General features: G+C 72.8%; 17 protein-coding genes. 9 read left to right on the forward strand and 8 right to left on the reverse strand.

Annotated elements, in window-relative coordinates; genetic code table 11:
* Positions 1-177: 177 nt before the first annotated feature.
* The gene (locus BS83_RS37420) at positions 178-1386 is read right to left on the reverse strand and encodes an acetyl-CoA C-acetyltransferase (RefSeq protein ID WP_037607717.1); all 1209 of its coding nucleotides are present in this window, start codon (positions 1384-1386) and stop codon (positions 178-180) included.
* Between the two features lie 231 nt (positions 1387-1617).
* On the opposite strand from BS83_RS37420, the gene mce reads away from it, so the two are divergent.
* The 3 genes from mce to BS83_RS37435 all read left to right on the forward strand — a co-directional run bounded on the left by mce (position 1618) and on the right by BS83_RS37435 (position 8087).
* The gene (mce, locus tag BS83_RS37425; RefSeq protein WP_037607718.1) at positions 1618-2055 is read left to right on the forward strand and encodes a methylmalonyl-CoA epimerase; all 438 of its coding nucleotides are present in this window, start codon (positions 1618-1620) and stop codon (positions 2053-2055) included.
* A gap of 350 nt (positions 2056-2405) precedes the next feature.
* The gene (locus BS83_RS37430; RefSeq protein ID WP_157597476.1) at positions 2406-7028 is read left to right on the forward strand and encodes a hypothetical protein; all 4623 of its coding nucleotides are present in this window, start codon (positions 2406-2408) and stop codon (positions 7026-7028) included.
* A gap of 123 nt (positions 7029-7151) precedes the next feature.
* Positions 7152-8087, forward strand: coding sequence for a coiled-coil domain-containing protein (locus BS83_RS37435; RefSeq protein WP_037607720.1), 936 nt, complete (start codon positions 7152-7154; stop codon positions 8085-8087).
* Positions 8088-8295: 208 nt separating this feature from the next.
* Here BS83_RS37435 and BS83_RS37440 read toward each other — a convergent pair whose 3' ends face one another.
* Positions 8296-9090, reverse strand: coding sequence for an alpha/beta fold hydrolase (locus tag BS83_RS37440; RefSeq protein WP_037607722.1), 795 nt, complete (start codon positions 9088-9090; stop codon positions 8296-8298).
* A gap of 69 nt (positions 9091-9159) precedes the next feature.
* On the opposite strand from BS83_RS37440, the gene BS83_RS37445 reads away from it, so the two are divergent.
* Positions 9160-10125, forward strand: a complete 966-nt coding sequence (locus tag BS83_RS37445) for an ABC transporter ATP-binding protein (protein WP_037607724.1) — start codon at positions 9160-9162, stop codon at positions 10123-10125.
* Positions 10122-10886, forward strand: a complete 765-nt coding sequence (locus BS83_RS37450) for an ABC transporter permease (protein ID WP_157597605.1) — start codon at positions 10122-10124, stop codon at positions 10884-10886. The genes BS83_RS37445 and BS83_RS37450 overlap by 4 nt, the downstream gene beginning before the upstream one ends.
* Before the next feature lie 5 nt (positions 10887-10891).
* Here BS83_RS37450 and BS83_RS37455 read toward each other — a convergent pair whose 3' ends face one another.
* The gene (locus BS83_RS37455) at positions 10892-11221 is read right to left on the reverse strand and encodes a hypothetical protein (protein ID WP_037607727.1); all 330 of its coding nucleotides are present in this window, start codon (positions 11219-11221) and stop codon (positions 10892-10894) included.
* Between the two features lie 318 nt (positions 11222-11539).
* On the opposite strand from BS83_RS37455, the gene BS83_RS37460 reads away from it, so the two are divergent.
* Positions 11540-12649: an LLM class flavin-dependent oxidoreductase gene (locus BS83_RS37460; RefSeq protein ID WP_037610786.1), complete on the forward strand. Its 1110-nt coding sequence runs from the start codon at positions 11540-11542 to the stop codon at positions 12647-12649.
* A gap of 18 nt (positions 12650-12667) precedes the next feature.
* Here the strand turns inward: BS83_RS37460 and BS83_RS37465 are convergent, their stop codons facing one another.
* Positions 12668-13060, reverse strand: a complete 393-nt coding sequence (locus BS83_RS37465; protein WP_037607729.1) for an SCO5389 family protein — start codon at positions 13058-13060, stop codon at positions 12668-12670.
* 382 nt (positions 13061-13442) lie between these two features.
* Between BS83_RS37465 and nucS the strand changes: the two genes are divergently transcribed.
* Complete coding sequence (gene nucS / locus BS83_RS37470) at positions 13443-14102, forward strand: endonuclease NucS (protein ID WP_037607730.1); 660 nt, start codon at positions 13443-13445, stop codon at positions 14100-14102.
* 8 nt (positions 14103-14110) lie between these two features.
* On the opposite strand, the gene BS83_RS46000 is transcribed toward nucS, so the two are convergent.
* From BS83_RS46000 to BS83_RS37485, 3 genes are all read right to left on the reverse strand, one after another.
* The gene (locus tag BS83_RS46000) at positions 14111-16504 is read right to left on the reverse strand and encodes an ATP-binding protein (RefSeq protein ID WP_051944833.1); all 2394 of its coding nucleotides are present in this window, start codon (positions 16502-16504) and stop codon (positions 14111-14113) included.
* A gap of 96 nt (positions 16505-16600) precedes the next feature.
* The gene (locus BS83_RS37480) at positions 16601-16933 is read right to left on the reverse strand and encodes an STAS domain-containing protein (RefSeq protein ID WP_037607731.1); all 333 of its coding nucleotides are present in this window, start codon (positions 16931-16933) and stop codon (positions 16601-16603) included.
* A gap of 222 nt (positions 16934-17155) precedes the next feature.
* Entirely contained in the window at positions 17156-18013 is an 858-nt protein-coding gene (locus tag BS83_RS37485; protein WP_037607732.1) for a 3-hydroxyacyl-CoA dehydrogenase family protein, read from the reverse strand.
* A 110-nt stretch (positions 18014-18123) separates the two neighbouring features.
* Here BS83_RS37485 and BS83_RS37490 point away from each other — a divergent pair, with 110 nt between their 5' ends.
* Entirely contained in the window at positions 18124-18429 is a 306-nt protein-coding gene (locus tag BS83_RS37490; RefSeq protein ID WP_051944836.1) for a hypothetical protein, read from the forward strand.
* Between the two features lie 54 nt (positions 18430-18483).
* Here the strand turns inward: BS83_RS37490 and BS83_RS37495 are convergent, their stop codons facing one another.
* On the reverse strand, positions 18484-19041 hold the full coding sequence (locus BS83_RS37495) for a TetR family transcriptional regulator (RefSeq protein WP_037607733.1): 558 nt from the start codon (positions 19039-19041) through the stop codon (positions 18484-18486).
* Positions 19042-19134: 93 nt separating this feature from the next.
* Here BS83_RS37495 and BS83_RS37500 point away from each other — a divergent pair, with 93 nt between their 5' ends.
* Positions 19135-20034: an SDR family oxidoreductase gene (locus BS83_RS37500; protein ID WP_037607735.1), complete on the forward strand. Its 900-nt coding sequence runs from the start codon at positions 19135-19137 to the stop codon at positions 20032-20034.
* Positions 20035-20037 lie beyond the last annotated feature (3 nt).

A 20037-nucleotide genomic window follows, 5' to 3' on the forward strand; every position in this document is an offset into this window, starting at 1 on the left:
CTGGGAACGAACGGTCAGAAATGGTCAGAGGCTCGGATGCACCTTCCAGGGGCGCGAGGAACCGCGCGACAAGCCGCTGACGTCCGGATGGTCCTCAACCCGCAGGGCCATCCCGACAGGGTGGTTGCTCGCGCAGTTCCTCGCGCCCCTTCAAGGGCCCTGCGGGCCCTTGAAGGCTTACGCCTTCGGGACGCGGACGATCAGGGCGTCGCCCTGGCCGCCGCCACCGCAGAGCGCGGCCGCGCCGACGCCGCCGCCGCGGCGCTGCAGCTCCAGCGCCAGGTGCAGGACCACGCGCGCGCCGGACATCCCGATCGGGTGACCCAGGGCGATCGCTCCGCCGTTGACGTTCACCTTGTCGAGCGAAATCCCCAGGTCCTTCACCGACTGCACCGCGACCGCCGCGAACGCCTCGTTGATCTCGACCAGGTCGAGCTCCTCGACGCCGATGCCCTCCTTGGACAGCGCGTGCTTGATCGCGTTGGACGGCTGCGACTGCAGCGAGTTGTCCGGGCCCGCGACGTTGCCGTGCGCGCCGATCTCGGCGATCCAGGTCAGGCCCAGCTCCTCGGCCTTGGCCTTGCTCATCACGACCACCGCGGCAGCGCCGTCGGAGATCTGCGAGGAGGTGCCCGCGGTGATGGTGCCGTCCTTCTTGAAGGCCGGGCGCAGCTTCGCCAGCGACTCGACCGTCGTGTCCGCGCGGACGCCCTCGTCCACGGAGAAGACGACCGGCTCGCCCTTGCGCTGCGGGATCTCGACCGGAACGATCTCGGCCTCGAAGACGCCGTTCTTCTGCGCGGCGGCGGCCAGCTGGTGCGAGCGCGCGGCGACCGCGTCCTGCTCCTCGCGGCCGATGCCGAGGCGGGTGTTGTGGGTCTCCGTCGACTCACCCATGGGGATGTTGTCGAAGGCGTCGGTCAGGCCGTCGTACGCCATCGCGTCGAGCATCTCGACCGCGCCGTACTTGAAGCCCTCGCGGGACTTGGGCAGCAGGTGCGGCGCGTTCGTCATCGACTCCTGGCCGCCGGCCACGACGATGTCGAACTCGCCCGCGCGGATCAGCTGGTCGGCCAGCGCGATCGCGTCCAGGCCGGAGAGGCAGACCTTGTTGATGGTCAGCGCCGGGACGTTCATCGGGATGCCGGCCTTGACGGCCGCCTGGCGGGCGGGGATCTGGCCCGCGCCGGCCTGGAGCACCTGGCCCATGATCACGTACTGGACCTGCTCGCCGGTGATCCCGGACCGCTCCATCGCGGCCTTGATCGCGAAGCCGCCGAGGTCGGCGCCCGAGAAGCCCTTGAGCGAGCCGAGCAGGCGGCCCATCGGGGTGCGGGCGCCCGCGACGATCACGGACGTGGTGGCGCTGCTTGCCGTGTTGCTCATGGTGGTCGAGCCCCTTTGCTGCGACAGGAACTGGCCGCGCGGTGTGCCACGGCACCGCGTGCCAGTCGGGAGGTTTCCGCTCAATGTATCGACCGGTCGACAGGGCGTCATCCGGCGAACAGTGTGATCACGGGCACGGTCGGCACGGGTTTCGCCCCCGCGCGAGTTGCGCTCTATTGGAGCGTAAGGCCGTCGCGGCCCATTCCCTCACTCCCTCAGGAGGACCTCCCCGTGCTGACGCGCATCGACCACATCGGCATCGCCTGCTTCGACCTCGACAAGACGGTCGAGTTCTACCGCGCGACCTACGGCTTCGAGGTGTTCCACAGCGAGGTCAACGAGGAGCAGGGCGTCCGCGAGGCCATGCTCAAGATCAACGAGACCGACGACGGCGGCGCGAGCTACCTGCAGCTGCTGGAGCCCACCCGCGAGGACAGCGCCGTCGGCAAGTGGCTCGCCAAGAACGGCGAGGGCGTGCACCACATCGCCTTCGGCACCGCCGACGTCGACGGCGACGCAGCGGACATTCGCGGCAAGGGTGTGCGGGTTCTCTACGACGAGCCGCGTATCGGCTCGATGGGCTCCCGGATCACCTTCCTGCACCCCAAGGACTGCCACGGCGTGCTGACCGAGCTGGTGACCTCCGCGTCCCGGCCAACTCACGAGTAACAGCGGAATCAGGCCCGAACGGGCCCGGAATCCGTCCCAGCCGACGAGAAAAAGCGGCCGACCCCCCTGCACTCACCCTCGATGACGTGAGAAAATGCGCCGGTGCCACGGCCCGGCGGGCGGGGGGTGCGGGAGGGGTGCGCGGGGACCGCGTGGCCCACTCTTCCTCACGATCTGCCACCATTCTCCGTAAGGCACAGTGTTCATCAAGGAGCTCACCCGGACGGCGGAGCGGGATACACCCGAACCGCCGACCGGTGGCGACGTGATCAGGAGACGGATGGGACCGCGGAGTGCGGGGCAACGACGGCTACGAGGTTGACGATCACCTCGCCAAATTCGAGGCCGAGATGGATCGGCTTCGCAAGGAGCGCGAGAAGGCCGTCACACATGCCGAGGACCTCGCCTACCAGGTCGAAGTCCTCCGAGCCAAGCTGCACGAATCGCGTCGGCAGCTGGCTCAGCCGCGCGCGTTCGACTCCGTCGCCGGCCAGGCCGAACAGATCCTGCGCAACGCCGAGGCCCAGGCCGAGCAGCTGCGCCAGGAGGCCGAGCGCACCCGGATGGAGGCGCAGAACGCCACCGCCCGGCTGATGCAGGAGGCGGCCGACCGCAGCGCCAGGCTCCAGGCCGAATGGCAGGCCGAGGCCGAGGCCCGCCGTCGCCATCTCGAGAACGAGCTCGCCGAGCTGCGCCGCAGCGCCGAGATGCGGGTCAACGAGAACGTCAACTGGGCCGAGCAGACCCGGGCCGGCACCGAGGCGCAGGCGCGGCAGGTGCTGGACCAGGCCCGTGCCGAGGCCGAGCAGATGCTGGCCGGCGCCCGCGCCGAGGCGATGGCCGTCTCCGAGTCCGCGACCTCCCAGGTCGCCGCCGACGTCGAGTCCACCCGTGCCGAGGCCGACGCCGTCCTGCAGCGCGCCCGCACCGAGGCCGAGCGGCTGCTCAACGCCGCCGCCGCACAGGCCCAGGACGCCACCGAGCGGGCCGAGCGGGTCCGCCTCGACGCCACCAGCGAGGCCGACGAACAGCTGACCGCCGCCCAGGCCGAGATCCACCGCCTGCGCGGCGAGGCCGAGGGCCTGCGGGCCGAGGCCGAGCAGCGCCTGGCCAACGCCGAGGTCGCCGGCGAGCAGCGCGCCAGCACCGCCAAGGCCGAGGTCGCCCGCATGGTCGCCGCCGCGACCAAGGAGGCCGACGAGGTCAAGGCCGAGGCCCAGCGTCTGCTGGAGGAGGCGCGCGAGGAGATCGAGCGGCTCCGCAACGAGGCGCTGGAATCCGCCCGCACCGAGGGCGCCGCCAGCGCCACGGTCCACCTGGCCAAGGCCGCCAGGACCGCCGAGGACGTCGTCTCGCGCGCCACCACCGAGGCCGAGGCCGTCCGGGCCGCCGCCGCCGAGGAGGCCGAGCGTCTGCGCGCCGAGGCCAAGGCCGAGGCGCAGCTGCTGCGCGAGCAGGCCAAGGCCGCCACCAGCCAGGCCCAGGGCATGGCGATGGACGAGATCGCGGCGCACCAGGACGCCGCCGCCCAGCTGCGCGCCGAGGCCGAGCAGCTGCGGGCCGACTCCGCCGTCGAGGCCGAGCGGATCCGCGGCGAGGCGCGCCGCCAGGCCATAACGCAGATCGAGGAGTCGGCCCACACCGCCGAGGAACTGCTGGTCAAGGCCAAGGCGGACGCCGACGAGCTGCGCGGAGGGGCCGCCGAGGAGGTCGCCGGGGCGAAGGCCCGCGCCGCCGAGGAGGCCCGCGAGGTCCAGGCCCGCGCCGAGGCGGTGCTGACCCGCGCCCGGGCCGAGGCCGAGCGGATCCGCGGCGAGGCCGAGGGTGTCCGCGACGCCGAGGCCGCCAAGGGCGTCGCCAAGGCGGAGGAGCTGCGCGCCGAGGCCGCGGCCGCCGCCGAGCAGCAGCACCAGGCCGCCGTGGCGGCCGCCGAGGAACTGCGGACGAACGCCGCCGCCGAGGCCGAGCGGGTGCAGGCGGAAGCGCGTCAGGAGCGCGCCGAGATCCTGGACGCCGCCGAGCGGCTCGCCGCCGAGCGCGCCGAGGAGGCGCATGCGGCGGGCGAGCGGGCCGTCGCCGACGCGAACGCCGCCGCCGAGCTGCGCGAGCGCACCGCCGTCGAGGTCGCCGAGTCGCGGGCGCAGGCCGAGGCCGAGCTGGCGCTGATGCGGGCGGACCTGGACAGCGAGATCGAGCGGCTGCGCGCCGAGGCCCGCGAGGCGGCCGCCGCCGACCTGGCGGAGGCGAAGGCGAAGCACGAGTCCGCCGAGTCGGACGCCGAGCAGATCAGGGCCGCGGCCAGGGAGGCCGCCGACGCGGATCTCGCCGAGGCCCGGGCCCAGCGCGAGGCGGCCGGCAGCGATGCCGAACGCATCCGCACCGAGGCCGGCGAGCGTGCCGAGGTCGACCTGGCGGAGGCGAAGGCCGCCCGCGAGCGGGCCGAGGCCGCAGTCGCCGAGGCCGAGGCGGAGGCCGAGCGGGTCCGTGCCGCGGCCGCCGCGCAGGAGAGCGAGATCGCCGAGCGCCGGGTGGTGCTGCTGGCCACCGCGCAGGCCGACGCCGAGTCGGTGCGGGCCAAGGCCAGGGAGGCCGCCGAACAGGCGGAGCAGGAGCGGATCCGCCAGGCCGCGGAGGACGCCGCCCGGCGCGAGGCGCTGCTGGCGACCGCCCAGGCCGACTCCGAGCAGCTGGTCGAGCAGGCCAGGCTCACCGCCGAGCAGGCGGAGCAGGCCGCGACGCAGCACGCCGCCGAGCTGGCCGCGCTGCGCGCCGAGGCCGAGCAGGAGCACGCCGACCAGCGGCAGACCGTGCTGAACCAGGCCCACGCCGACGGCGACCAGGTCCGCGCGGAGGCCCGCGAGGCCGCCGCACAGGATCTCGCCGAGGCCAAGGCCTCCCGCGAAGCGACCGCCCAGACGCTGATCGAGGCCCAGGCCGCCGCCGAGGAGACCCGCGAGGCCGCGGTCGCCGAGGCCGAGGAGATCCGCGACCAGGCCCGCCGCGAGCAGGAGGAGGCCGCCGCCGAGCTGGCCAGGCTACGTGCCGAGGCCGACGCGGCGATGGCTGCCGAGCACGAGGCGATGGTCGAGCAGCGCGCCCAGGCCGACGCCCGCGCCGCCGAGGTCGTCGCGCAGGCCGAGCAGTCCGCCGCCGAGCACGCGGCCGACCTGGCCGCGCTGCGCGCGGAGACCGAGCGCGAGCTGGCCGACCGCCGCGACGCGGTGCTGGCCGAGGCGCACGGCGAGGCCGACCAGGTCCGCGCCGAGGCGCGGCAGGCCGCGTCGGTGGACCTGGACGATGCCAAGGCCTCCCGCGAGGCCGCCGCCAAGGCGCTGACCGAGACCGAGACGGCCGTCGCCGAGCTGCGCGAGGAGGCCGCCAAGGTCCTCGCGGACGCCGAGCAGCAGACCGCCGCCGACCGTGAGACGCTCCAGGCCGAGCTGACCCGGCTGCGCACCGAGGCCGACCTCGCCGCCGCCGAGACCCGGGAGGCCGCCGAGCGCGAGGCCGGACAGGTCCGTCAGCTGGCCACCACCGAGGCCGCCAGGGTCCGCGCGGAGGCCGCGTCCGACCGCGACCGGGTCACCGCCGAACTGGCCGGGCTGCGCGCGGAGGCCGCCGAGGCCTTCGCCGAGGAGCGCGCGAAGATCGAGGCCGAGCGGGCCGAGGGCGAGCGGGAGGCCGCCGCCAGGATCGCGGCCGCCGAGGACGAGGCCGCAGAGATCCGTCAGGGCGTGGCCGGCATGTACGAGGCGGCGGAGGCGCAGACCACCCAGCTGCGCGCCGACGCCGAGCGCGAGGCCGCGCAGATCCGCGAGCTGGCCACCGCCGAGGCGGCCAGGGTCCGCGCCGAGGCCGAACAGGCCCGCGAGCAGGCCGAACAGGACGCCCAGCGACTGCGTGCCGAGGCCGAGGAGCTGCGCGCCGAGGCCGCCGAGGAGAGCACGCGGGCGCTGGCCGAGGCCCAGGAGCTGGCCGAGGCGGTCACCGCCGACGCCGAGACCGCCGCGCTCGCCACCACGGCCGCCGCCGAGGAGCAGGCCGACGCGATGGTGTCGGCCGCCCGCAAGGAGGCGGAGCGGATCGCGGCGGAGGGCGCCGCCGAGGGCAGCACCCTGGTCGAGCAGGCCCGCAGGGACTCCGACCAGATCCTGGTCGAGGCCCGGGGCGACGCCGCGCAGATCCGCGAGCGCGCCGAGGAGCTGCGCGAGCGCACCCACGCCGACGTCGAGGCGCTGCACGAGCGGGCCCGCAAGGAGTCCGCGGAGGCGCTGCGCGCCGCGGGCGAGCGCGTCGACAAGCTGATCTCGGAGACCTCCGAGCAGCTCGACGCCTCGAAGGCGGAGGCCGCCAAGGCACTCGCCGACGCGCAGGAGAAGGCCGCCGAGCTCCAGACCGAGGCGTCCGCCGAGGCCAGCAAGGTGCGCATCGCCGCCGTCCGCAAGGCGGAGGGGCTGCTCAAGGAGGCGGAGGCGCGCAAGGCGGACGCCGACGCGTCGGCCGAGGCCGCGGCGGCCGAGTCCGAGGAGCTGCGCGCGGCGGCGGCTACCGCGGCGGAGAAGACCCGTCAGGACGCCGTCGAGGCGGGCGAGTCGGAGCTGGCGCGGGCCAGGGCCGAGGCCGAGCAGACCATCGAGGAAGCACGGGCCGAGGCCAAGCGGATCACCGACGAGGGCCGCAGGGAACTCGACGAGCTGGTCAGCCGGCGCAAGGACATCAACACCGAGATCGCCCGCGTGCAGGACGTCCTGCAGGCGCTGGAGTCGTTCCAGGCTCCGGCCGGCGCGGGAACGCCCAACGGGGGAACGGCGGGTGCCGGCAGCGGCTCCGCCAACGGTTCAAGCAGGGCGAACGGGGACAGCAGGGACAGCAACAGCAGATCGGGCGGCGGTCGCGGAGGCGCCACGGCAGGCGTCGGCGCGGGTGCAACCCGTCCGGGTGGCAAACGCGGTGGCACGCAACCACCCGATTGAGCGGTCATTCTCCACTCTTCATCGGCTTTACACCGATGACACTCCGAATCCGTGTCAGGATTCGCCCTATCACCTCACCTCAACCAACCGACTCTCCGGGCATACGACAGGAACTCCACCCCCATGAGCGATACACACTCTCCGCACGGCTTCGACGTTGTGCGCCGCGGGTACGAGAAGGCTCAGGTCGACGAGCGCATCAGCAAGCTGGTCTCGGACCGGGACGGCGCCCTCAACCGGATCGGCGCGCTGGAGAAGCGCATCGAGGAACTGCACCTCGAGACCCAGAGCGCGCAGGCGCAGATCACCGACGCCGAGCCGTCCTACGCGGGCCTGGGCGCCCGGGTCGAGAAGATCCTCCGCCTCGCGGAGGAGGAGGCCAAGGACCTGCGTGACGAGGCCCGCCGCGCCGCGGAGCAGCACCGCGAGCTGGCCGAGGCGGCCGCTCAGCAGGTGCGCAGCGAGGCCGAGGGCTACGCCAAGGACCGCAAGGCGAAGAGCGAGGAGGAGGGCGCTCGCATCGTCGAGAAGGCGAAGAGCGACTCCACGCAGCTCCGCGCCGAGGCGACGAAGGACGCGCAGAACAAGCGCGAGGAGGCGGACGCCCTCTTCGAGGAGACCCGCGCGAAGGCCGCGCAGGCCGCCGCGGACTTCGAGACGAACCTGGCCAAGCGCCGCGAGCAGTCCGAGCGGGATCTGGCCGCCCGTCAGGCCAAGGCGGAGAAGCGCCTGGCCGAGATCGAGCACCGCGCCGAGCAGCTCCGTCTGGAGGCGGAGAAGCTGCGCACGGACGCCGAGCGCCGCGCCCGCCAGACCGTCGAGACGGCTCAGCGCCAGGCCGAGGACATCGTCGCCGACGCGAACGCGAAGGCGGACCGCGTCCGCAGCGAGAGCGAGCGCGAGCTCGCCGCGCTGACGAACCGTCGCGACAGCATCAACGCCCAGCTCACCAACGTCCGCGAGATGCTCGCCACCCTCACGGGCGCGGCGGTCGCCGCGGCGGCGGCCCCCGACGACGACGTCATGGGCCGCGGCGTCCCCGCCCAGCAGAGCCGCTGACTCGCTGACGCGAGTCAGTTGCACTACCTCAGGGGCGCGGGGAACTGCGCGACAAGCCACCGGCAGGCGGATGGTCCTCAACGCGCAGGGCCATCCGCACAGGGTGGTTCTCGCGCAGTTCCCCGCGCCCCTGTTGTGGCTGCTCATCGCGCACGGGTTCCCCGCCCCCTGTTGTGGCTGATCGCCGCGCGCAGCGCCCCTGGTGGGGCTAGTCGATGCGCGCGAGCAGTCCGCGGACCGCCGCGTTGAAGGCCTCCGGCACCTCGAGTGCCGAGAGGTGGCCCGTGCCGGGGAGGATCGTGAGGTCGGCCTGCGGGAGGGCGGCGGCCAGCGCCTCGGCGTCGGAGGGTGGGGTGAGGGTGTCCTCCGCGCCGACGAGCACCAGCGCGGGAACGTCGGCGCCGCGCAGGGACGCCAGGGAGTCCGGGCGGGCCGCCATCGCCCGCTGCGCCCAGGCGACCGAGGCCGGCGCTGACTCCAGGATCATCGAGGCCACGTGCTCGGTCAGCTTCGGATCGCGCGTCGCCGTCGTCGCGCCCAGCAGCGGCGCCGGCAGTTGTTCGTCCACCAGGAGGCGGACGCTGTCGCGGGCCAGGACCGCCGCCGCGACGCGTTCGCGGTTCGCGCGGGCCGTGTCCGTGTCCGCGGTTCCCTTCGTGTCCGCGAGCAGCAGACCGCTGAGCCGGTCGCCGTGGCGGCGGGCGAAGGCCATCGCCACGTAGCCGCCCATGGAGAGCCCGCCGACCACCGCCCGGTCGATGCCGGCGCGGTCCAGCAGCAGCGCGATGTCGTCCGCCAGCAGATCCAGTGACGGCTCGTCGGCGCCCAGCTCCGTCCCGCCGAAGCCGCGCAGGTCCACCGCCAGGACGCGGGCGTCCGCGCCTTCCGCGCCGGGAAGCTCGTCGAGCTGGGCCTGCCACATGCGGGAGGAGAGCGGGAAGGCGTGCAGCAGGACCAGCGGAGTGCCCGAGCCCGCCTCGCGGACGGAGAGTCGTTCGGTCATGCGCACAGACTATGCGCCGCTCGGCGCAGTTCCGGGGCAGGAGAGGCATCCCTGATCTAGTGTGAACCTATGATCGAGGTCCAGGAACTGACCAAACGCTACGGCGACAAACTCGCCGTCGACCATCTCAGTTTCGCCATCCCCACGGGGGTGGTGACCGGCTTTCTGGGCCCCAACGGCGCCGGCAAGTCGACCACCATGCGGATGATGCTCGACCTCGACCGGCCGACCTCCGGCTCGGTCAGGATCGACGGCAAGCACTACGGCCAACTCCGCGAACCGCTCAAGTACATCGGGGCGTTGCTGGAGGCGAAGGCCATGCACCCCGGCCGCAGCGCCTACAACCACCTGCTCTGGCTGGCCCAGAGCAACAGCATCCCGACCCACAGGGTCGACCAGGTCCTCGACCTGGTCGGGCTGACGGCCGTAGCGAAGAAACGGTCCGGCGGATTCTCGCTCGGCATGGGCCAGCGCCTCGGCATCGCCGCGGCGCTGCTCGGCGACCCGAAGATCCTCATGTTCGACGAGCCGGTCAACGGGCTGGACCCGGAGGGCATCCTCTGGGTCCGCAACCTGATGAAGGGTCTCGCCTCCGAGGGGCGGACGGTCTTCGTCAGCTCCCACCTGATGAGCGAGATGGCGCTGACCGCCGACCACCTGATCGTCATCGGACAGGGCCGACTGCTGGCCGACCTGTCGATGAACGAGTTCATCGACCAGAACTCGCACAGCTTCGTCCGGCTGCGGTCCCCGCAGCCCGAGCAGCTGCTGGACATGCTGTCGAAGAACGGCATGACCGCCACCGCGGACGCGGAGGGCGCCTGGGAGGTGATCGACGCCGACCCCGCCCGCATCGGCGATCTCGCGGCCGCGCACGGCGTGACCCTGCACGAGCTCAGCCCCCAGCGCGCCTCGCTGGAGGAGGCGTTCATGCGGATGACGGCGGACTCCGTCGAGTACCACACCGGACCGACGCCGGTCGCGGCGGCCGCTCCGCAGTGGGGCGCGGACTGGAACAAGAAGAAGGAGAGCTGACGATGGTTCCGGTGCTGCTCTCCGAGTGGACCAAGGTCAAAACGGTCCGCTCCACCTTCGTCACGCTGATCACGACCGTGGTGGTGACGGTCGGGCTCGGCGCAGTGATCAGCTTCTTCACGAACAGCAATTTCAAGAACATGAGCGCCAGTGAGCGTCTGACCTTCGACCCCACGGCTACCAGCTTCTCCGGGGTCTACCTGGGGCAGCTGGCGCTGATCGTCTTCGCGGTCCTGGTGGTCGGCAACGAGTACAGCACCGGCATGATCCGGGCGACGCTGGCCGCCGTGCCGCAGCGGGTCACGCTGCTGTCGGCCAAGGCTCTGACCGTACTGGCCCTGGTGCTGCCGGTCGCCCTGGTGACCAGCTTCGCGTCGTTCTTCATCGGGCAGGCGCTGCTCGGCAGCCACAAGGCACAGCTCGGGGACCCCGGCGTGCTGCGGGCGGTCTTCGGCATGGCGGTCTACATGACGCTGATCGCGCTGTTCTCGCTGGGCATCGGCTTCATCCTGCGCAAGCCGGTGCTGTCGCTGGGCCTGCTGATGCCGTTCTTCTTCCTGATCTCACCGATCCTGAACGCGGTGCCGAAGGTGAAGAACATCGCGCACTACTTCCCCGACCAGGCCGGCAGTCGTCTCGTCTACGTCCACGAGACGTCGAACATCCCCTACGGTCCGCTCGCCGGATTCTTCATCTGCCTGGCCTGGGTCGTGGTCGCGCTCGGCGTGGGCCTGCTGCTGCTCAGGCGCAGGGACGCATAGCCCCGTCAGTACCTCGGCGCGCCGCGGCCTCGCAGCAGGTTCGCGGCGCGCCGTTCGCGTGCCGACCAGCAGGCGCGGTGCCAGTGGCGGCGGTCGTCGACCCCGCCGGCGCCGCTGATGGAGGAGGCCGGCCAGGCGACGACGTGGCCGACGCCGGGCGGGATCTCCTGGTCGCAGCCGGGGCAGCGGTAGCGCTTGCCGCTGTCGCCGGCCACCGAGCGGACCTGCCACTCCTCCCCGCCGTAGGACTCGGTCTGCTCGATCCAGTTCGCGCCGGAAACCGGACGCGCGTTCCTGGGTTCGTCCCCACGGGGGCGACTTCGGCGAGGAGACACGATTCCCCCTTGGAGGGCGGGATGCTGGTCCTCCAAGGGTAGTGGAACGGGAGCCCGACGGAGGACGAGGGCTTTTACCACAGGCGGCGTCGATCGCACCAGAGGGCGACGGTAATTCCACCCTTAATCAGGGTGAGTGGAAGGTTCCGCTGTGCCCATGGCACATGACATGAGTTACTCCAGTGGTAGACGCGGGGTCGAAGTTCCCCGCGGGGCCAAGGAGTTGATTCCATGTCCGCCGTCCACGCCAGCGCCGCTCCGACACTCGCGCCGTACCGGCTGCCGAGGCAGCGGTCCGCGTGGAGCGCACCGGGTCGGCTGAGCACCGGGGCGTTCCTGCTGTCGGCGCAGTTCCCGGGCCAGGGCCACGCGGAGGCGCTGGACCGCACCGTGTCCGCCGCCATCGCGGCGGAGCAGGCGGGGCTGGACAGCGTCTGGCTGGCCGAGCACCACTTCGTCCCTTACGGCGTCTGCCCGGACGCCGCGACGCTGGCAGCCCTGCTGCTGGGACGCACCCGCCGGGTGCGGATCGGGACGGCGGTCAGCGTGCTGCCGACGCATCACCCGGTGAAGCTGGGCGAGCAGGCCGCCCTGCTGCACCTCACCTCGGGCGGGCGGTTCACGCTCGGGGTGGGCCGGGGCGGGCCCTGGGTGGATCTCGCGGTCTTCGGCGGTGGGGCCGAGGCCTACGAGCAGGGCTTCCCCGAGTCCCTCGACCTGCTGCTGCGCTGGCTGCGCTCCTCCAGGGTGGGCGCCTCGGGGCCGCGCTACTCCTTCCCCGAGGTCGCGGTGGTCCCCAGGGCCACCGAGCAGCCGCTGCAGCCGCACCGGACGGGTCGTCAGCACGCCTACGGGGACGCCCCGGTCGCCGCCCCGGCGGGATCACGGACGGCCGGGGGGCCGCCCGTGGTGGTCGCCTGCACCTCGCCGAACTCGGTGCGGCTGGCCGCGCAACGCGGCCTGCCGATGCTGCTGGGCATGCACTCGGGCGACGAGGACAAGATGGAGATGGTGGCCACCTACCGCGCGGCCGCACTGGAGGCCGGCCGGAGCCCGGAGCAGGTGGCCAGGATCGAGGCCGAACACGTCGCCGCCGGCGTGGCCCAGATCGCCGACACGACGGCCGAGGCCCGGTCGGAGCTGCTGCGCAGCATGCCGGGGTTCTTCCAGTACGGCCTGGGCGCGCACCGCACGGTGGACGGCCGCGAGCGCCGGATGCGCGACCCCGAGCAGTACACCGAGCTCCTGTGCGACCTGCACGCGGTCGGCACGCCGAAGCACTGCGTGGACCGCCTGACGGCGACGGCGGAGCGTACGGGCATTCGCCGCTTCGCCCTGCTGGTGGAGGGCTCCGGGGACCGGGCCGGAACGGTGGACAACATCGCCCGCCTGGGCGCGGAGGTCCTCCCCCAGCTTCCGCAGGAATGACCGAAGATCAACCGTCTGTCAGCAGTCGCGCAGTTCCTCGGACTGGTTCAGCAGCTGCGCCCGGATCGAGGTGAATCGGGCGAAACGGGCGTCCGACTCGGGCCCCGGCGGGAAGACGGCGACGCGGTGGCAGTTCTGGAAGGCGAGTCGGACACCGAAGTGCCGCTCGAGCGATCCCCTGATCGCGTCGCTCGCCATGGCACGCAGCAGCTGGCCGCGGGCCTGCTCGGACGGCGGGGGAACCTGGTTGTCAGCGAACTCGCTGCCGTCGACCTGCTGCTGGACGACCAGCGAACTGATCAGATCCCAGGCGTAGGGCAGGGAGGTACGGACGCAGTCGACGAACTCCCTCTCGTCGACCTCGCCTCGCTCGGCCTTTTCGAGCAGGGCCGGTGAGACGTCGAGCGACATGGGTTCTCCTCTCGCAGGGCCTCCGCGGGCGGACTCCCGCGGGGGTGTGGTGCAGAGCGGACGGTGGCACCCGCGATCCCGCGATCGGGTGGGAAGGCGTATCTACCAGCGTCCCAGGGAACGGCCGAACAGGCAGCGGAATGTGGCAATCCCCCTACCCTGAGTGGCCGTGACTCACCGTAATGCCCCGTACGCAGCGACACCAGAGTGCGACGTTCGGATCAAGCCAGACTTGTGGTGACCCGTGCGTCACACGGCGCGTGCTCTCCGTAGTCGGCGCTCCGTACGACAGACAACGCGCCCGCGCACGCGGTCGGTTTCGCCCAGGCGGATTTCGCGTGGAATCGCTTCGAATGGCCTCGGTGGGCTAGCGTGGTCGGCCGTGCGTCTCGTCATTGCCCGCTGCTCCGTCGACTACGCAGGCCGGCTCACCGCCCACCTGCCGTCGGCCCCTCGGCTCATCCTGGTCAAGTCGGACGGAAGTGTCGCCGTGCACTCCGACGACCGCGCCTACAAGCCGCTCAACTGGATGTCGCCCCCCTGCTCCCTCAAGGAGGAGGACGGGCGATGGACGGTCGAGAACAAGGCCGGCGAAAAGCTGATCATCACCTTGGAAGAGGTGATGCTGGATTCCTCGCACGAGCTGGGCGTGGATCCCGGCCTGATCAAGGACGGTGTGGAAGCACACCTCCAGGAACTGCTCGCGGACCGGATGGAGGTCCTCGGCGAGGGCTGGAGCCTGATCCGCCGCGAGTACATGACCGCCATCGGCCCGGTCGACATCCTCGGCCGCGACGACAAGGGCGCCACGGTCGCGGTGGAGATCAAGCGCCGCGGCGAGATCGACGGCGTCGAGCAGCTGACCCGCTATCTGGAGCTGCTCAACCGCGACCCGTTGCTGGCCCCCGTGCGCGGCGTCTTCGCCGCCCAGCAGATCAAGCCCCAGGCGCGCGTGCTCGCCGCCGACCGCGGCATCGACTGCGTGGTGCTGGACTACGACGGGCTGCGCGGCATCGAGGACGACAAGCTCAAGCTGTTCTGAGGCGGTCCTCAGCCCGTCGGCGAGGCCGAGCCACTGTCGGCGCCGGCGGAAGGGGTGCCGGCGCTCGCGCCGGCGCTCGGGGTCGGCGAGGCACTGCCGGACGGCGTCACCGGAACGGCCTGGGTGGTCGGCCCTGAGGGGGTGGCCACCTGCGTCGTGGGTGTCGTCGTGTCGGTCGCCGTCGCCGTCGCGGTCGCCGTGTCGGTCGCGGTCGCCGTCGCGGTCGCCGTGTCGGTCGCGGTCGCCGTGGCCGTGGCCGTGTTGGTCGCCGTCGCCGTGGGCGTGCTCGAGTGGCTCGGCGGCTTCGTCGGGCCGGTGCCTGAGCCTGCGGTCGGGCCGGAGGTGTCGTGCGGCTGACCGGCCGGGGCGGTGACGCCCGCCGTCGGCGTCTTCGCCGTCGTGGAGGCGGACGGCGTGCCGCCGGCCGAGGCGGACGCGGAAGCCGAGTCCGTGCCGTCCGAGCCGGACGAGAACGACGGGTCCGAGCCCGCGCCGGGGGGTGCCACGGTGACGCCGGCGGGCTTGGGCGTGCCGTCGCCGTTCCACGCGTTCACACCGAAGGCGACACCCGCGCCCAGCGTGCCCATCAGCACCACGGTGGCGGCGGCCAGCAGGATCTGACGACGCGTCGCGGGCGGCTCGCCCTCCTGGGCGGCGTGGCGGCCGACGACCCGGCGGACCACCAGGGGGGCGAAGCGGCGCAGGCCCTCCTCGCGGACCCGGCCAGCGCCCACCGCCGTGGCCCCGGCCAACACCACGGCCTGGTCCAGCAGTTCCAGCACCTGGCGGCCGTTGGCGGTACCGCGGGCGTCGGCGAGCGCGCCGCGCAGGGCGACGGAAGCCTCGAGTTCGGCGCGGGAGCGGTCGAACGCGCCCGCGCAGAAGGTCAGTACGCCCAGCTCGTGGTGGAACCAGGCCTCCTCGGCGACCGCGGCGGTCGCCCGCGCGGACTCCAGGCCGAAGCGCAGCGCCCGCTCCCACGCGCCCCAGCGCAGCGTGAGGGCGAAGGAAGGCGCGCAGGCGCGCGCCAGCAGGACGACCTGCGCATGCCGGCCGGCCTTCTGGTCCGTGCCCATGACGGCGAGCAGGACCTCAGCCTCGGCGACGATCTGCGCCTCGGTCACCGAGGCGTGGCCGGTCCACCAGGCGAAGTGCTGGGCGGCGTCCTGCAGTCCGGTCTCCGGCCACTCCGCCGCGAGCAGTTCGGCGGTGCCCTCCACCAGGCGGTGCGTGCCGCCCCCGGCCTCGGGCCGCAGGGACGGCCCCGGCACGGACTCGGCCAGGCCGCACTCGACCAGTTCCTCCAGTGCCGCCTCGCCGTGGCCGACGTCGATCAGCGCGGGCAGGTGCGGCGGGGTGGGGATCGCGCCGCCGAGCGCGGTGGCGAGCTTGAGCGTGGCGCGGGCCGGCGCGGCCATGCCGCGGGCGATCCGCTCGGCGGGCGCGGCGCTCTCGGCGACCGAGGGCAGCGGGACCGGGTCCTCCTCCGGATCCACCAGTCCCCCGGCGAGCGCGTCGATCGCGACCTCGCGGTGCCGGAGCAGCGCCGCCGCCTGGACGAAGCGCAGCGGCAGGCCCTCGGACTCGAACCAGAGGTCCACGGCCCAGGCGCGCTCGCTGTCGTCGAGCGAACGTCCGGCGAGCTTCGCCAGCAACGCGAGGCTGCCCGCCCGGCTGAGGCCGGCGATCCTGGACTCCTCGATCCTGGCGCCGGCGGCCGGGGTGGGCGCCTCGGGGGTGGCGGCGATCAGGAAGGCGCAGTCGGGCGCGGCGGCGAGCAGGTCGTCCAGTGCCTCACCGCCGAAGTCGACGTCGTCGACGAGCACGATGGCTCGGATCCCGGCCAGCAGGTCGGGAAGTTCACGGCGGTCCGGGCGGTGCCCGGCGGCTCCGCCCAGCGCGGCGTAGAGATCCTGGAGCAGGTCGCCGAAGGAGCAGTTCCTGGCGTTGAGCCGGACGACGCCGCCCGGCAGCAGCCCGGTGCACGAGGTGGCGACGGCCTCCAGCACGGCACTGCGGCCGGACCCGTGCGGCCCGGTGAGCCGGACCGAGCGGCCCTGGCCCAGGAGCTCCCGCAACCGCGCGGACTGCTCCTCGCGCTCGATGAGCCCGGCGAGGGCGTAGCGGACCGGTCCCTGCACGGCCGGGCGGGGCACCGGCGGCTGCGGTCGGCGGTGCGGGGGGAGCTGCTGGACCGTCGAGCCCTCGGGGGCGTTGACGGTCAGCAGCAGGTTGCCGACGACGACCTCGCCGGTGCGGGAGCGGCCGTCAGGGCGTGGCTCGCCGGGGAGGTGGTGGTCGGACGCGTTGCTGCTCGCAAGGACGCCGCCGCCCGGGTTTCGGAGCACCAGCTCGCCGCCGCCGGATATGCGTGCGGGGTGGTGGCCTGCTGCTTCGCTCATGATCCTCTTCCGGCCCCTCCGCGCCTGGGCGGGGCGCGGTGCGGGGGTCATTCTGCGATACGGAAGTGAACCATGGGGAGTGGTGCAGGCAGACTGTTATGGGATGGACACCGGCAGGGGGCTTGCCTCGGGGTGGTAGCTCTCGATCGCGAGGATCCGGTGCAGCTTGGTGGCCACCAGCAGGCGCTGCAGCTGCAGCGGCACGCCCCGCAGCACCAGGCGCCGGCCGCTGCGTCCGGCGCGGCGGTGGGTGCCCATGATCACGCCCAGTCCGGTGGCGTCCCAGGAGGCCAGCCCGCTCAGGTCGAGCACGAGGTCGCCGACGCCGTCGTCGACGGCCCGGTGCAGCGCGGTGCGCGCGTCCGCCGCCGAGCGGACGTCGAGCTCGCCCTCGACGGCGAGGTGACGGTGGTCACCGCGGATGAACATGCGGGCTCCCCTCGCTCTCGTTACTTCTCTCATCTGACGCAACGACAGGCGAGCAAGTTGCTGGCCACGGCGAGATCTGAATGGAAATCACCCGTTCGGGTGCGCGAAATCAGATCACGTCCCTGACTTTCGGATGGTCGTTTGATTATCGGGGAATCCCAGGCCGAGGTGGGGCCCGGGTGAGCCAGCTCACCTGGGGCCCGCGTCACATCGGACCCCCGGCTAACGCTCGCCGTAGGTGTAGAAACCCTGACCGCTCTTACGGCCGAGATCCCCCGCGGTCACCATTCGGGCCATGATCTCCGGCGCGGCGAACTTCGCGTCCCTGGTCTCTTCGTAGATGTTGTTCGCGGCGTGGAGGAGGATGTCGACGCCGGTCAGGTCGATCGTCGCCAGCGGTCCCATCGCGTGCCCGAAGCCGAGCCGGCAGGCGGTGTCGATGTCCTCGGCGGAGGCGACGCCCGACTCGTAGAGCTTGGCGGCCTCGACGGCCAGCGCGGTGATCAGGCGGGTCGTCACAAAACCCGCGACGTCCCGGTTGACGACGACGCAGGTCTTGCCGACGCTCTCGGCGAAGTCGCGGGCGGTGGCGAGCGCGGCATCGCTGGTCTTGTAGCCGCGGACCAGCTCCACCAGCTGCATCATCGGCACGGGCGAGAAGAAGTGCACCCCGACGACGTCCTCCGGACGCTCCGTCACGGCGGCGATGCGGGTGATCGGAATCGCGGAGGTGTTGGTCGCCAGCACCGCGCCGGGCTTGGCGATCTTGTCGAGCTCGCGGAAGACGCCCTCCTTGACCTCCAGCTGCTCGAACACCGCCTCCACGACGATGTCCGCGGAGCCGACCGCGCCGAGGTCGGTGGTCGTGGTGATCCGCGCGAGGGCGGCGTCCATCGCCTCCTCGGTCATCTTCCCCTTGGCGACGAAGCGGGCGTAGCTGTCACGGATGCCGGCCAGCCCCCGGGCGATCGCAGCGTCGGTCACGTCGCGGAGCACCACGTCATGTCCGGCGGCGGCCGAGACCTGCGCGATTCCGGAGCCCATCAGCCCGGCTCCGACGACGGCGATGCTGCTGCTCACGGTGGTGTCCTCCGCTGGGTTGGGTACCGCACGACGAGGATCGCCCGCGCACGGCGTCGTGCCTCGCAGGAATCTACACACTTCGGGGCCCGCGGAAGCAGAATGGGAGCGTGATCGCGCTCACCCTGCGGATACTGGCTCCGTTCCTCGTCGTAGCGGTCCTGGTCCTGCTGCTGCGCTGGACCTTCAGCCGCGGTCGCCACAACGTCGCCCCCCGCTCGGCGCGCTCCGGCGACCCGGGCGAGTACGGCCTCCTGATCCCCGTCGCCGCGCCCGCCGACGCCGCGGAGGCGCTGGCGCTGGGCGCGCGCCTGGACGAGGCGGGCATCCGCTACACCGTCGTGGACACCACGTCAGGCCCCCGCGTCATGGTCTGGGAGGACGACGCGGTCCGCGCGAGAGCCGCGTTGCGGTAGGCGAGCAACCAGGCAGTTCCTCGCGCCCCTGGGCAGTGCGACTCGCTCTCGCTGCTAGCGGAGCGCGCGCAGCGCTGCCGCCGTTTCGTGCATGGCGGTGGCGAAGTCGATCGCCGCGTCCGCGGAGATCCAGCGGGCGAAGGCCACGTGGAAGACCGTCACCGCGCTGTGCGCGGCCAGGCTCGCGGTCGGTTCGGGGACGCCGCGCGTCCGCAGCGCGTCCGCCGTGGTGTCGACCATGGACGCCAGCTTCAGCAGCTCGCGTTCCCGCAGGGCCGGGTTCGCCGCGACCACGCCGGCCCGGCGCGCCGCGTACTCCCGCCGTTCCTCCAGCAGCCTCCCGCCCGCGACCATGCCGACCAGCGCGGCGTCCAGCGGGGTGAGGTCGGGGTCCGCGGCCAGGATCGCGTCGCGCGCCAGCGCCTGCATCGTGCCCGAGCCGTCGAAGAGGACCTCGCGCTTGTCCGCGAAGTGCCGGAAGAACGTGCGCTCGGTGACGCCGGCCCGCTCGGCGATGTCGCCCGCGGTGGTCTGTTCGAAGCCGCGTTCCGAGAACAGCTCCATGGCCGCGACGAGCATCCGCCCCCGCGCGTCCGGCTTCCAGCGACCCATGCCGGGAGTCTAGTCGATGACAGTCGCTGACATGAGTGCTAGCGTTGATGTCAGTCACTGACATTCTCATCCACCCCAGGAAGGGGACCCGTCATGCGCGTCTTCGTCACCGGTGCCTCCGGCTGGATCGGCTCCGCCGTCACCGACGAACTCCTCGCCCACGGCCACAAGGTCGTCGGTCTCGCCCGCTCGGACGCCGCGGCGGCCGCCCTGGACGCCAAGGGCGCCACCGTCCACCGCGGCGGCCTGGACGACCCCGACGGCCTCGCCGCAGCCGCCGCGGCCGCCGACGGCGTGATCCACCTCGCGTTCAACCACGACTTCTCCGACTACGCCGGTGCCGGGCGTACCGAGCACGCGGCGGTCCGCGGGATGCTCGACGCACTCGCGGGCGGCGACCGGCCGTTCCTGCTCGCCTCCGGACTGGCCTCCGACGTCGCCGGCAGGCCGCTGACCGAGGACGACCCGTCGCCGCACCACGGCGTGGACTCGATGCGCGGGGGCAGCGAGAATCTCGCCCTGTCGTACGCGGACCAGGGGGTCCGCCCGGTGGCCCTGCGCTTCTCCCCCACCGTGCACGGCATGGGCGACCACGGCTTCACCGCATGGCTGACACGGATCGCCAAGGAGCACGGCGCGGCCGGCTACATCGGCGACGGCTCGACCCGGTGGGCCGCCGTGCACCGCTCGGACGCGGCCCGGATGGTCAGGCTCGCTCTGGAGAAGGCCCCGGCGGGCTCGCGGATGCACGCCGTGGCCGAGACGGGCATCCCCTCCCGCGACATCGCCGCCGCCATCGGCCGGAGTCTGGGCCTGCCGACGGTCTCGGTCGCGCCCGACGACGCCGCGGCGCACTTCGGCTGGATCGCGCGCTTCTTCGGCATGGACGTCACGGCGACGAACACCCGCACCCGCGAGCTGCTCGACTGGACCCCGACCGGCCCGACGCTCCTGGAGGACATCGCCGCCGGTGCGTACCGCCTTGCCGAGTAGGCG

The organism is Streptacidiphilus rugosus AM-16 (assembly GCF_000744655.1).
Classification (GTDB): Bacteria; Actinomycetota; Actinomycetes; order Streptomycetales; family Streptomycetaceae; genus Streptacidiphilus; species Streptacidiphilus rugosus.

Bases quoted from the DNA above. Each gene is read 5' to 3' on its own strand.
- BS83_RS37420 (WP_037607717.1), bottom strand. From the start codon at position 1,386: ATGAGCAACACGGCAAGCAGCGCCACCACGTCCGTGATCGTCGCGGGC.
- BS83_RS37430 (WP_157597476.1), top strand. From the start codon at position 2,406: ATGGATCGGCTTCGCAAGGAGCGCGAGAAGGCCGTCACACATGCCGAG.
- BS83_RS37435 (WP_037607720.1), top strand. From the start codon at position 7,152: ATGAGCGATACACACTCTCCGCACGGCTTCGACGTTGTGCGCCGCGGG.
- BS83_RS37440 (WP_037607722.1), bottom strand. From the start codon at position 9,090: ATGACCGAACGACTCTCCGTCCGCGAGGCGGGCTCGGGCACTCCGCTG.
- BS83_RS37445 (WP_037607724.1), top strand. From the start codon at position 9,160: ATGATCGAGGTCCAGGAACTGACCAAACGCTACGGCGACAAACTCGCC.
- BS83_RS37465 (WP_037607729.1), bottom strand. From the start codon at position 13,060: ATGTCGCTCGACGTCTCACCGGCCCTGCTCGAAAAGGCCGAGCGAGGC.
- BS83_RS46000 (WP_051944833.1), bottom strand. From the start codon at position 16,504: ATGAGCGAAGCAGCAGGCCACCACCCCGCACGCATATCCGGCGGCGGC.
- BS83_RS37480 (WP_037607731.1), bottom strand. From the start codon at position 16,933: ATGTTCATCCGCGGTGACCACCGTCACCTCGCCGTCGAGGGCGAGCTC.
- BS83_RS37495 (WP_037607733.1), bottom strand. From the start codon at position 19,041: ATGGGTCGCTGGAAGCCGGACGCGCGGGGGCGGATGCTCGTCGCGGCC.
- BS83_RS37500 (WP_037607735.1), top strand. From the start codon at position 19,135: ATGCGCGTCTTCGTCACCGGTGCCTCCGGCTGGATCGGCTCCGCCGTC.